Here is a 14,242-nt window from a genome sequence, read left to right as displayed (position 1 = left end):
CCGCTGCGCGCCCGATCCCTCCGCGGCAAACCCGGGCTCGCCCCGGCGCAGATAACGACATGAACCGTCACGACGAGCTCTTCTCTTTCGACGAGCACAGCCTGGCAGATCGCGCGTACTGGCTGGACAAGCTCTCTGCCGCTCCCCCTCCTCCCTTCCCGGACGTGCTTGGCGGCGACCGCCAGCGCGCCAGCGAGCGCGCGGTCGAGGTCTTGCCCGTCCCCGTGGCGCTCCATCGCCGCTGGCTCCGCGTCACCGGCGGTGATCTGGCCCTCGCGCACGCGGCGCTTGTCGCGACCTCGCTGCTCGCCCTGCGCCGCTACAACGGCGGCCCCCGCGCCGCGCTCGCCGTGCCAGCCGGGGAGGACGACCGGGGCCTCGTCTCCCTGGCCATCCACGAAAACGAGGACTTTGGCAGCCTCCTAGAGCGAACGCGCGCGGAGATCCTGGCCGCCGCGGCGCGCGCGCGCTGCCCGTGGAGGCGGGTCGCGTCCGCGCTCGAGGAGGCGGGGGTGAACGTCGCCGGCGCGTTCTCCTGCGTCGTGGCCGCGGCGGGCATCCACCCGCCGCCCGCGGAGCCCGCGGCGCTCGAGCTTCGCCTCGCCTTCGACGCCGCCCGGGCCGAGATCCGCGTCGAGGCCGCGGCGGCGCACCTCGGCCCCGCCGTCCGCTTCGCGGCGCACGCGCTCCACCTGCTCGACGCGGGCCTGCGGGCTCCTTCACGGCCGCTCCACGCGCTCCCCGACCTGCCCCCGGACGAGCTCGCGAGCCTCGCCCGCTGGAACGCGACCGAGCGCTCGTTCGGTCCGGATCGCTGCCTCCACGAGCTCTTCCGCGAACAGGCGCTCCGCACCCCCGCTCGCATCGCCGTCGCCGACGAGGACGGGGAGCTCGATTTCGCCACGCTCGAGGGCCTCGCCAACGGCCTCGCGCACGAGCTGCGCGCGTCGGGGGTCCGCGCCGAGACGCTCGTCGGGGTCTGCTTGCACCGCTCGCGCGCGCTCGTCGTCGCGCTGCTCGCCGTGCTCAAGGCGGGCGGAGCGTACGTCCCGCTCGATCCGGAGCTGCCTCCGGAGCGCCTCTCCCAGCACGTCGCCGATGCGGGCATCGACCTGCTCCTGACGAGCGCCGCCCTGCGCGACGAGCTCGGGCTCGCTGCGGCGCGCGTCGCGCAGGTCGATGATCTGGGCGCCCTCGCGCAGAGGAGCGCGCCGCCCGGCACGCCGGAGCTCGACCCGGGCGGGCTCGCCTACGTCATTTTCACGTCCGGATCGACGGGCCGCCCCAAGGGCGCGATGAATACCCACCGGGCGATATGCAATCGGCTCTCGTGGATGCAGGCGGAGTACGGCCTGACCGACGAGGATCGGGTCCTGCACAAGACCTCGATCGGCTTCGACGTCTCCGTGTGGGAGCTGTTCTGGCCGCTCATCACCGGCGCGCGCCTGGAGCTTTGCCCGAGAGGACAGCACCGCGATCCAAGCGCCATCGCGCGCCTCCTCGCGGCGCGATCGATCTCCACGGTCCACTTCGTACCGTCGCTGCTCGATCGCTTCCTCCAGGCGGGCCCCTTGCCCGAGCTGCCCCGCCTGCGGCGCGTCGTCTGCAGCGGGGAGGCGCTCTCCACGTCGCTCGCGGACGCGTTCTTCGCGCGCCTCCCCGCGGTTTCCCTGCACAACCTCTACGGCCCGACGGAGGCAGCCGTCGACGTCACGGCCTGGGCCTGCCGCCGCGGCGAGGCGCCCGTGCCGATCGGGCGCCCGATCGCCAACACGCGCATTCACCTGCTCGATCCGCACCTGCGACCCGTGCCCATCGGCGCCCCGGGGGAGCTCTGCATCGGCGGCGTCGCTGTCGGGCGTGGTTACATCCGGGCTCCTTCGCTGACGGCCGGGGCGTTCGTCCCGGATCCGTTCGCCGCAGGCGCCCGGCTCTACCGGACCGGCGATCTCGCCCGTCTGCGCGAGGACGGCGCCATCGAGGTTCTGGGGCGCATCGATCATCAGATCAAGATCCAGGGCGTCCGCATCGAGCCCGCGGAGATCGAGGACGCGCTGCGCGCCCACCCCTCGGTATCGCAGGCCGCCGTGGTCGCCCGCGCCGTCGAGGGAAAGACGCAGCTGATGGCCTATGTCGTCGCCCCGTCGACCACCACCGCAGCCGAGCTGCGCGCCCACCTCGCCGCGCGGCTCTTGCCGGCCATGATCCCCGCCTCGTTCGTGCACCTCGCCGCGCTGCCCTTGACCGCCTCGGGGAAGCTCGATCGGCGCGCCCTGCCCGAGCCTGCCGGGGTGAGCGAGAGCCGCGAACGACCCGCGACCCCCACGGAGCTGAGGCTCGCGGCCGTCTGGAGCGAGGTGCTGCGGGTCGAGGCGGTGGCGCGTCATGACGATTTCTTCGCGCTCGGCGGCGACTCCATCGCGGCGATGCGGGTCGCCGCGAGGGCCGCCGAGGTCGGGCTCCTGCTCTCGACGCGCCTCCTGCTCGCCCACTCCACGCTGGCCTCGGTGGCTCTGGCGCTCGACGCGGGACACGCGCACCACGCCGAGCAGGGGACCATCGTCGGCGAGGCGCCCCTCTCCCCCGTCCAGGCCTGGTTCTTCGAGCAGCGGCTGCCGCGCCCGGAGCACCACAACCTCGGGCTCCTCGTCGCGGCCCCGGGATCGCTCTCGCTCGACCGGCTCGCGGCCGCCCTGCGCGCCCTCGTGGCCCACCACGACGCCCTCCGCCTGCGCTTCTCGCGCGGTCCGGAGGGCGTTCGCCAGCGGTTTTCGGGGCTGCGCGCCGACGAGGGCGCGCTCGCGGAGATCGACCTCGCCGCGCTGCCCCGAGCCGCGCGGGCCGAGTCCCTCCGCGCGGCGCTCGCGCGCCTGAACGCCGGGCTGCGCCTCGAGGACGGGCCGCTCTGGGCAGCGTTGCTCATCCGGGACGAGGGGGGCGCGGCGCGCCTGGCCCTCGTTGCGCACCACCTCCTCGTGGACGTCGTCTCCTGGCGCGTGCTCCTTCAGGATCTCGCGAGGGCGCTCGCGCAGCTCGATCGAGGCGAGGCCGTGGTGCTCCCCGCGAAGACCACCTCGTACCGCTACTTCTGCGAGGCGCTCGAGAAGCGGAGCCAGAGCCCCGAGATCCTCGAGGAGCTCGAGCACTGGGGCGCGCTCGAGAGGCTACCCTGCGCGCCGCTGCCGCGGGACCGCGAGGGGGAGAACACCGAAGCCAGCGCCGAGCACGTCGAGCTGCACCTCGCCGAGGAGCCGTCGCGGATCGCGCTGCTCGATGTGCCGACGCGGCTCGGCGCTTCGCCGCTCGCCGTGCTCGTCGCGACCCTCGCCGGGGCGCTCGCGCCGTGGGTCGGCGAGGCAGGGACGCGCATCGACCTCGAGCGCCATGGCCGGGAAGAGCTCTCGAGCGAGGTGAACCTCTCGCGTACGGTGGGCTGGTTCACGGCCATCGTCCCGCTCGCGCTGGACCTCCGCGGGCTCCGGGGCGAAGGCGCCGTGTCCGCCGCCGATGCAGCCCTGCGCGAGGTGCCAGGGCAGGGGCACGGCTTTGCTCTGCTGCGCCATCTGCGCGGCGACGCGGCCATCGCAGCCCGCCTCGCGCGGCTTCCGCCCGCGGACATCCTGCTCAACTACCTCGGCAACATCGATGATCTCGGCGATGTCGCGTCGACGTTCCGCTTGCTCCCGGAAGAGCCGGGGCCCCTGCGCGCCGGCGGCAACCCGCGCAGCCATGTCCTCGAGATCGGCTGCAGTCTCCAGGGGGGCTGCCTCCGGCTGAGGATCACGTACAGCGCGGCGCTGAACCGGCGGGAGACCATCGTGGCGCTCGGCGAGCGCTGGCTCGCGCAGCTCGCCGCTCTCGCCGGCGCGCCGCCTCCTCCGGACCGCCCCCCTTCACCTAACGATTTCCCCGACGCCGACCTCGACGCGGGCGACTTGACCCGCCTGCTCGCGCGCCTGCCCCGACAGCCCCGATGAACGACCGCCAGCTGCCCGAAGACATCTACCGGCTCACCCCGCTCCAGGAGGGCATCCTGTATCACGCCCTCTACGCGGACGACCCCTCGGTCTACGTGGATCAGGTGCGGCTGCGCCTCGGCGGCCACCTCGATTCGACCGCGCTCGCGCAGGCATTTCGCGGCGTGATCGCGCGCCACACGGCCCTCCGGACGTCGTTCCATTGGCAGGACATCGATCACCCCGTCCAGGTGGTCCACCGCCACGTCGAGCTGCCCTGGTCCGAGGTCGACCTGCGCGATTGCCCCGAGCACGAGCGCGAGCGTCGCTTCGAGGACCTTGCCTCGGCGGCGCGGCGCACCGGCGCCCCGCTCGACGCCGCCCCGCTGTTCCGCTTCCTCCTCGTCCGCCTGGACCACGCGGCGTGGGGGTTCGTCTGGACCGTTCACCACATCGTGGCGGACGGCTGGTCGCTCTCGCGCGTCCTCTCCGAGGCGCTGTCCCTCTACGACGCGGCCCGCCGCGGCCGCCCCGCCGCGCTCCCTCCGGCCATGCCCTTCCGCCGCTACGTGGCGTGGCTGCGCAAGCGGGACGCGGGCCAGGCCGACGCATTCTGGCGCCGGGAGCTCGCTGCGTTGTCCTCGCCGACTCCGCTGGCCACGTTCGCCGAGCCGCCCGATCCGGATCGCGACCGCGACGCGCTCTGCGCCGCGACGCTCGAGCTCCCCTCTGCGCTCGCTCTCGGGCTCCAAGCCCTCGCGCGCGAGCGGCGGTGGACGCTCGCCACGCTCCTCCAGGCAGTGTGGGCCATCGTCCTCGCCCGCACCTCCGACCAGACCGACGTCCTCTTCGGCGTCACGAGCGCGGGCAGGCGGGCGGACATGCCCGGCGTCGACGACGCGGTGGGGCTGTTCATCAGCACCCTGCCCGTGCGCGTCCGCGTACCCGACGACATCACCGTGGCCTCCTGGCTCGACGAGCTGGGTCTGCGCCTCTCAGCCGTCCGCGAGCGGGAGGGGGACTCGCTCTCCCGGATCCAGGCCTCGAGCGATCTCCCGCCGGGAGCGCCCCTCTTCGAGAGCCTCGTGGTCGTCGAGAACTACCCGCTCGACTCGCGTCTGCTCGGGGGTGACATCTCTGGCCTGGAGGTGCAAGGCGCCCATGTCGTCGAGCACAGGCCCTATCCGCTCACGCTCGTGGCCTCCCTGCGCGGCGGTGGCGTCCACCTGGAGCTCCGCTACGACCCGGCACGCTTCGCCACGCGAGCGGCGGAGCAGTGGCTCGCGCACCTGGAGCGCGTCTTGCGCCTGATCCAGCGCGACCCCCTCCGCCGCCTCGGCAGGGTGGACCTGTGCGGGTCCGAGGACGCGCGCTTCACGTCGAGCCAGCCGTCGAGCCAGCCGCTCCCGCCTGCCCGGAGGGAGGGCTCGATGGGGATGGCCGGGCGCTTCGCGGCCCACGCGGCGAGCGCGCCGGACGCGATCGCGCTCGTCGACGGCGCGAGGCGCGTCACCTACGGGGACCTCGCAGCGCGGGTGTACCGCCTGGCCCGCGAGCTCCGGCGGCGCGGCGTGGGCCCGGAGGTTCGGGTGGGGCTCTGCCTGGGCCGCTCGGCAGAGCTCGTGTGGGCGCTGCTCGGCATCGTCGTCGCAGGCGGAGCGTACGTCCCGCTCGATCCCGACTACCCGCGGGAGCGGCTCGAGTACCTCGCGCGTGACGCGCGCCTCTCGCTGGTCGTTACCCAGCGCGAGCACGGCGCCAAGCTCGGCGACGCCCCTGTCCTCTGCGTGGACGATCCGGAGATCGCCGCCTCGATCGACGCGCAGGATCCTTCCCCCTGTCTGCGTCCGGTCGATGGTCACCAGCTCTTTTACGTGATCTACACCTCGGGCTCGACGGGGCGGCCCAAGGGCGTCGAGGTCGAGCACGGCAACGTCGAGCGCCTGTTCGACGCGACCGACGCGTGGTTCGGGTTTGGCCGGGACGACGTCTTCACGCTGTTCCACTCGATATCGTTCGACTTCTCGGTCTGGGAGCTCTGGGGCGCGCTCGCCCGCGGCGGCCGGCTCGTCGTGGTCCCTTATGGGATCAGCCGGAGCCCGGACGCGTTCGTCGCGCTCGTCCGTGCCGAGGGCGTCACGGTGCTGAACCAGACGCCCTCGGCGTTCCGTGGGTTCGCCGCGGCCGAAGCGGAGGGCGATCCGCGCGCCTTGCGTCTGCGGCTCGTGATCTTCGGCGGCGAGGCGCTCGATTTCGCATCCCTTCGCCCGTGGTTCGAGCGGCACGGCGACGCGCGCCCCGAGCTCGTCAACATGTACGGGATCACGGAGACGACCGTCCACGTGACCTATCGACCTCTCCGCGCCGAGGACGCGCGCGCGAGCGCGAGCCGGATCGGCCGCCCGATCCCCGATCTCCAGCTCGACGTGCTGGACAGCGGCGGGCGCCCCGTACCGACGGGTGTCGCCGGGGAGCTCCACGTCAGCGGCCCCGGCGTCGCGCGCGGCTATCTCGGTCGGCCCGCCCTCACGGCCGAGCGCTTCGCCCCCTCGCCCCGCGGAGGCCGGGCTTATAAGACCGGCGACCGCGTGCGCCGCCTGAGCGACGGGGACATCGAGTACCTCGGCCGCGGCGACCATCAGATCAAGCTGCGGGGGCACCGCATCGAGCTCGGGGAGATCGAGGCGGTCCTGCTCGCGCAACCGCACGTCCGCGAGGCGATTGTCCTCGTGCGCGAGGACGTCCCGTCCGATCGTCGCCTCGTCGCCTACGTCTGTCTCCGCGCGCGGGGCGACGATACCGAGGATCCAAGGGCGCTCCTGCGCCTTCACGCCGAGCAGCACCTGCCTGCTTACATGGTCCCAGCGGCGATCGTCGTGCTCGACGCGCTGCCGCTCACGCAGCACGGCAAGCTCGATCGCGCCGCGCTGCCGCCCCCTGGCGAGGGCGCGTGGCGCGCGGAGGTCCAGGGCGCTGCCCCCCGCACCCTCGTGGAAGAGGCCCTGTGCGCGATCTGGGCGCAGGTCCTCGGGCGAGGGAAGGTCGGGATCGATGAGTCCTTCTTCGAGCTGGGGGGCGACTCCCTGCTCAGCGTGCAGGTCCGCGCGAGGGCTCGACAGCGCGGGCTCGACTTCACGCTGCAGGATCTGATGCGGAGCCAGACGATCCGCGAGCTCTCGCGGCACGTGAGCGCCGCGAAGGCCTCCCCCGTACCGAGCACGCGCCCGTTCGAGCTCTGCCCGCCCGAGGTGAGGGCGACGCTCCCGGGCGACGTGGTGGACGCCTTCCCGCTGGCGCAGCTCCAGAGCGGGATGATCTTCCATTCGGAGCGTGACGGCGCCTATCAGAACGCGGCCCGCCTCGGCATCGGTCTCCGCTTCGAGCCTGCGGCGTTCGCCGCGGCGGCGGCGGACGTCACCGCGCGTCACCCCGCGCTGCGCACGAGCTTCGACCTCACGAGGCCGGAGGAGCCATTGCAGCTCGTGCATGCGCGCGCCGACCTGCCGGTCGAGGTCCGTGACCTGCGCGATCTGTCCGACGAAGAGCAGGAGCGCGCCGTGACGGAGCGGCTCAGCGAGCTTCGGAGCAGGCCTTTCGACCTCCAGCGCCCGCCGCTCCTTCGCCTCGTGGCTTTCGTGCGCGGCGACGAGCGCTTCGACCTCGTCATCGTGGAGCACCACGCCATCCTCGACGGCTGGAGCCTCGCCGTCTTCGTCGACGACCTGCTCCGCGCGCTCCAGCACCGGCTCGCGCACGGCGACCGCCCTTGCCCTCTCGGCGCCGACGCGGAAGGCGCGACCATGCGGGATTTCGTCGCCCGGGAGCGGGCCGCGATCGCCTCGCAGGAGAGCGAGCGGTATTTCCGCGAGGCGCTCGCCGGGCTGGACGCCGCCGCTCTGCCGAGGTGGCCGCTCGATCCGGCCGATCGGGGCGAGGGTGTACGGCGTGTCGCCGTCCCCATCGCGCCGGAGATCTCGGACAAGCTCCGGAGCGTCGCGCGCAGCGCCGGCGTGCCGTTGAAGAGCGTGCTCCTCGCGGTCCATGCGGCGGTCCTCGCGTTCGTCGCCGGCAAGGAGCGCGTCGTCACCGGCGTGAGCATGCACGGTCGCGCCGAGGTCGACGGCGCAGACCGCTCGCTCGGCCTCTTCATCCAGCTCGCCCCCCTCGCGATCGACGCCGCCCGCGGCTCGTTCCTCGAGCTCGCCGGCGCCTGCTTCCGCGGAGAGCTCGAGCTCCTGTCGCACGCGCGCGTGCCCGTCGCGCACCTCCAGCAGCGCCTCGGAGAGCGCCTCTTCGAGGTCGGCTTCAACTTCACCCATTTCCACGTCGCCGCCGCCGCCCTGCGGGGCGCCGTCTCCAGCGTCGATGGTGCGGCTCCGACCAGCCTGCCGCTCATGGCGCAGTTCCACGTCGATCCCCGTGACGAGCGCGTCGGCCTCGATCTGGACTGCGACACGTGTGTCCTCGCGCGCGCCGACATCGAGACCATCGCAGGGGTCTACGGTCGCGCTCTCTCGTGCTTCGTCGAGCGACCCGAGGCGCCTATCGCCGACGCTCCTCTGCTCGGAGCGGACGAGCTCTCCCGGATCGAGCGCTGGGAGCGCAACGCTGCGCCGTATCCCGCGGACGGCACGGTCCACGAGCTGTTCGCTCTGCAGGCCGCCCGCACCCCCGAGGCGAACGCCGTCGTCTTCGCGGACCGGCGCCTCACCTACCGGGAGCTCGACGCCGCGGCGAACGCGCTCGCTCGGGTGCTCGTGAGCCGAGGCGTCGGGCGTGGAGCTGCGGTCGGCCTGTGCATGGAGCGCTCTGCCGAGGCGATCGTCGGCATGCTGGCCACGTTGAAGGCGGGCGCGTATTACGTGCCGCTCGACCCCGCGTACCCCCTCGCGCGGCTACGGTTCATCGCCTCGGATACCCGGATGCACGCCATCCTGGCCCGCGGACCGCATGTGGAGGTCGCCGGGGCGCTCGGCCCCGAGGTCATCGCCCTCGACGCGGGATCCGAGGCCCTCACGCGGGCCGCGGCGAGCGCCCCCGGAGCTCTCGTGGGCCCCGACGAGCTCGCGTATGTCGTGTACACGTCGGGCTCCACGGGCGAGCCCAAGGGCGTGGCCATTCCACACAGGGCCATCCTGCGGCTCGCGTGTGGAACGGACTACGTCTCTCTCGGCCCCGGCGACGTCGTGGCGCACGCCGCCACCCTCAACTTCGACGCTGCCACCTTCGAGATCTGGGCCCCGCTGCTCGCGGGGGCGTCGGTGGCGGGCGTCCCGCGCGACACCGCCCTCACGCCCTCCGAGCTCGCCACGCACATCCGAGCGTCCGGCATCACGACGCTGTTCCTGACCACCGCCTTGTTCAACAAGTATGCCTCGGAGTGCCCGGGCGCGTTCTCGAGCCTGTCGAGCTTGCTCTTCGGCGGCGAGCGCGTCGACCCGCGCAGGGTCGCCGACGTCCTGCGCGACGGTCGTCCCCGGCGCCTCGTGCACGTGTATGGTCCGACGGAGACGACAACGTTCGCCACATATCAATGCGTCGATGCCGTCGCGGAGGGGGCGGCGAGCGTGCCGATCGGAGGCCCTATCGCGAACACGGAGGCCTTCGTCCTCGACTGTCTCCTGCGGCGCGTCCCCCCTGGCACGCCTGGTGAGCTCTACATCGGGGGACCTGGCCTCGCCCGGGGATACCTCGGCAAGCCAGCCGCGACCGCGGACGCGTTCGTGCCGCACCCGTTCGCGCGAGAGCCGGGATCGCGCCTGTATCGCACCGGAGATCGCGTGCGCCGCGGCCCCGACGGCGCGATCGAGTTCCTCGGGCGCCTCGACGATCAGGTCAAGCTGCGCGGCTTCCGCATCGAGCTCGGGGAAATCGACGCGGCCCTGCGCCGCGTGCCCGGCGTCGAAGCCGCGGCGGCCGTGATCCGGGAGGACGACGCGGGGCGACGCATCGTCGCTTATTTCGTCCCCGGGCCCGGAGACGCCCTGTCGGTTACGTCGGTTACGTCGGTCGAGGAAGCGCTGCGCCGGGCGCTGCCCGCTTTCATGATCCCGTCCGACATCGTGGCGCTCCCGGCGCTCCCCATGAACACAAACGGCAAGGTCGATCGGCGCGCCTTGCCGCCTCCGCCGCGCCGCGCCGCTCCCGAGCGCCTCGTCGCGCCGGCGCAAGACTCCCAGCAGGCCCTCCTCGTCCAGATCTGGGCGAGCCTCTTCGGCGTCGATCGCGTCGGTGTCGACGACAGCTTCTTCGAGCTCGGCGGCGACTCGCTGCTGAGCTTGCAGATGGTCCACAGAGCACACGCGCAAGGCTTCACGTTCTCGCTCGCCGATCTCTACGCTTCCCCCACGATCCGCGCGCTCGCCGACCGCGTCGGCCCCCCCTCCGCCATCCCGGCGCGCGCGCCCTTTGCCGTGCTCGGCACGGCCGCGCGGAGCGCCTTGCCTGGCGACGTCGAGGACGCGTATCCGCTCACGCAACTGCAGCTCGCGATGCTGCTCCATAGCGAGCACGGGGCGTACATCAACGTCACGACGCTCCGCCTACGCCGCAGCGTCGCCCCGGAGCACCTGCGCGAAGCGCTCGCCCTCCTCACGGCCCGGCACCCGGTCCTGCGCAGCTCGTTCGCTCTCGATGAGGGCATTCAGCGGGTGCACGCGGCCGTCGAGGTGCCCATCTCCCTCGGAGAGGACGCGGCGCGCTTCGCGAGGGACGCCCGGAGCGACCTCGCGCGTCGCGAGGCCTGGACCGTCGCCCCGCTGCTCCGGGTCGCCTTGTGCTCTGCGGAGGGCCAGGAGCCCGAGCTCGTCCTCGCGTATCACCACGCGCAGCTCGACGGCTGGAGCGTCGCGACGCTCCTCGCCGAGCTGATGCAGATCCTCCGGCGCGAAGCGCTGCCGCCGCCGCCGCTCGTGGGGATGCCGGAGCTCGCGCGCCGCGAGCGGGACGCGCTCGACCGGCAGGAGGACCGCGGCTTCTGGGCCGGCGTGCTCGCCGACGCCCCGAGCGCAGCGCTGCCGCTGCCGCGGCGGAGCGACGGAGCGAGCGGGGTGCATCGCCGCCTGCTCCAGGTCGTCCACGCGCAACGGCTCAGACAGGCAGCCGTGCGCCTCGGGGTCCCCCTGAAGAGCGTCCTGTTTGCCGTCCATCTGCGCGCGCTCGCCCTGTTCACCGGCCGGCGGCGCGTTTGCACGGGCTTGACCGTATCGACGCGGCCCGAGGGGCCTTCCGCGGATCGAGCGATCGGCATCTTCATGAACACCTTGCCGCTCTCCGTCGAGCTGCCCTCCGGCTCCTGGGCGCGCCTCGTACGCGCTGCTTTCGAGGTGGAGCGCGACGCGATGGCCCATCGGTTCCTGCCGCTCTCCGCCATCCTGAGGGAGAGCCCCCACGTCGCCCCGCTCGAGAGCGCGTTCAATTTCTCTCATTTTCGCGCCATCGGCGCGGGCGCGCCCGACATCGGCAGCGCGACGGCGGACGGGGAGACGCACTTCGCGCTGGGCGCCGATTTCAACCTCGATCCCCGGAACGACGATCTCACCCTCACGCTCCATCTCGATCTCCAGCGCTTCACCCCGGCGCACTGCGAGGAGCTGACAAGGTGGTATCTCGAGGCGCTCGAGGCGCTCGCGCAAGACCCTGAGGCGCCCCACGCGGCGCTCTGGGCCACACGCTCGACGCCCGGATCCATCGCCGCCGGCTCATGCCCGGAGCGGCCTCGAGAGCTCTTGCACCACGCCTTCGAGCGCATGGCCCGCGTCGCCCCGACGAGGGCGGCGCTCGTCGCGGCGGGCGCACCCCTCGATTATGCGACGCTCGATGGCCGCGCGAACGCGCTCGCGCATCGATTGCAGGAGCTCGGCGCGCGTCCCGATGTGATCGTCGGCGTGTGGTCCCAGCGCACGCCCGATCTCATCGTGGCCATCTATGCGATCATGAAGGCCGGCGCGGCCTTCCTCGTGCTCGACCCGACCCTGCCCGTGACGCGCCTCGCGGCCCAGCGCGCCGATTCGGGCGTGAAGCACATCCTCGCCGACGGGACGCCACCTCCCGAGCTGCTCGACGAGGCGACGCGCGTCCTCGCCGTGGGGCCGGACGTCGCCGACCTGCCCCCGCCGTGTGATGCCGATCCGGACAACATCGCTTTCGTCGTCTACACCTCCGGCTCCAGCGGCGCACCCAAGGGCGTCGCGGTCTCGCACGCGAGCGCGCTGAACCATCGCCTCTGGAGGCAGGAGGTGGTTCCCCTGCTGCCCGACGATTGCCAGCTTCAGCTCATCCCGCCCGCCTTCGACCCGTTCGTCGCGGAGTGCTTCGGTCCGCTCGCCGTGGGCGCGCGCCTCGTGATGCCGACATGGTCCGGACAGCCGCCCCTGCGCGAGCTCTCGCGCCTGCTCGTCGAACAGCAGGTCACGCGCATCCAGGTCTCTCCGCCATTGCTGCGCTTGCTCGCCGACGAGGGCGTGCTCGCCGAGGCGACGGCGCTGAAGCAGATATTCTGCGGCGGCGAGGCGCTCACCGCGTCGCTCGTGGAGCGCTGTGCGTCCCAGACGCGCGCGCTCCTGACCAATTTCTATGGGCCCACCGAGACCTGCATCGAGGCGTCGGGGTACACCTGCGCCTCCCTTTCCCCCGGCGAGACGGTGCCCATTGGATCGCCCGTGGCGCGCGCTCGCCTGTACATCCTTGGCGACGAGCTCGGCGCCACGCCCGTGGGTGTCCCGGGAGAGCTCTTCATCGCCGGGGCCGGCCTAGCGCGTGGTTATCTCGGGCGCCCGGGGCTCACGGCAGAGCGCTTCTTGCCGGACCCCCACAGCCCCGTCCCTGGGGGGCGCATGTACCGCAGCGGGGACCTGGCGACCATGCGCCCGGACGGCGCGATCGAGTTCATGGGGCGCATGGATCGCCAGCTCAAGATCCGCGGCGTTCGCGTCGAACCCGGCGAGATCGAGGCCGCTCTCCTCGCGCGAGCCGAGGTCGCCGAGGCCGCCGTCGTCGCCGACGATCTCGCCGGGCTCCGGGCGTTCGTGGTGCTCCGGCCCGGCGCCGCGATCGAGCCCGAGGCGCTGCGCGAGCGCGTCGCAAGCGGGTTGCCGGCGCCCATGGTTCCACGGCAGGTGCACTGCATTCAGGAGATGCCCCTCACGCCCACGGGGAAGATCGACCGCCGCGCGCTCGTCGAATCCACACGAGGGGTCCCGGAGGCGACGCCGTTTGTGGCCGCGCGGGACGACGCGGAGGCGCGGCTCGCCAGCATCGTCGCCGACGTGCTCGGCGCGCGGGGACCCCTCGGCGTGGAGACGCCATGGCATCAGCTCGGGGGCGATTCCCTCACCGCGCTGCGCCTCGCCGCGCGTCTCGAGCAGCGGTTCGGGCGGCGCGTCCCCCTCGCGACCATCCTGGCGGACGGTCGCATTTCGAAGATCGCTCAGGCGCTCTCGAGCGCGACGGCGCTCGCCGGCGAGCGCAGCGTGCTCCTCCGCGCGGGCCCGGGCAGTCCTCTCTTCTGCGTGCACGCGGCCGGCGGGGGTGCGCTGATCTACCGGGACATCGCGCAGAAGCTCCGCTCCGGTCGCCGCGTCGTCGGCCTCCCTGCGCCCGGCCTCGACGGCGAGCGCGCGCCGTTCTCGAGCCTTGTCGATCTCGCGGCGCATCATGCCGACACGATTGCCGGACTCGTGCCCGAAGGGCCGTGCGACGTGCTCGGCTGGTCGCTCGGGGGCGCTGTCGCTTTCGAGACGGCGAGGCAGCTCCTCCGCAAGGGGCGCGAGGTGGGCCTCGTCGTCGTGATCGACACACATCCGGACGAGCTCCGCGCCGCGCCTGCCGACCTCGCGCGTGTCGATTATGCCGCGCTGTTCCTCGCCGAGCTCGGTTTATCGAGGAACGCGCCGCTCGGCGCGCTGGAGGGCGAGCTCGGCAGGGGAGAGCCTTACGAGGTCGCGCGTGCGCTGGGTCTCGTCCCCGCGGATCTCCCGCGCGCCGTGTTTGCTCGTCTTCTGGCTATTTTCGAGGCCAACTTGCGAGCCGGCTGGACCTACCGCTTCGAGCCCATTCCTTGTCGGGTTCTCCTGTTGCTGGCGGAGTCACCCGGGCAAGCGCGTGCAGAACGAGCATTCCGGGAGCTCGTCCGCGGACGAATGGAGGTCGTGCGCCTCCCCTTTGATCATTATGGAATCCTGCGCGGGGGCGGCGTCGACGCCGCGGTGGCGGCTCTCGACGCTGCCCTCGACGCTGCGCCGTAGCCCGCCCGCCACGCCGACCGCCCTCGTGGGATGACGGCGGCG

Annotated in this window: 2 protein-coding genes; both read left to right on the top strand. The window is 72.8% G+C overall.

What is annotated here, in order from left to right; translation table 11 throughout:
- Positions 1 to 59 precede the first annotated feature (59 nt).
- Positions 60 to 3,977 (top strand): amino acid adenylation domain-containing protein, encoded by a 3,918-nt coding sequence (locus tag WME90_RS32650; RefSeq protein WP_437275953.1) that lies wholly within the window; start codon positions 60 to 62, stop codon positions 3,975 to 3,977.
- Positions 3,974 to 14,200, top strand: coding sequence for an amino acid adenylation domain-containing protein (locus WME90_RS32645; RefSeq protein ID WP_437275952.1), 10,227 nt, complete (start codon positions 3,974 to 3,976; stop codon positions 14,198 to 14,200). The genes WME90_RS32650 and WME90_RS32645 overlap by 4 nt, the downstream gene beginning before the upstream one ends.
- Positions 14,201 to 14,242: the final 42 nt, after the last annotated feature.

This window comes from Sorangium sp. So ce375, assembly GCF_051473855.1.
Lineage (GTDB): Bacteria > Myxococcota_A > Polyangia > Polyangiales > Polyangiaceae > Sorangium.
The sequence above is the reverse complement of the archived record's forward strand: the minus strand, read 5'-3'. Positions and strand labels throughout refer to the sequence as shown.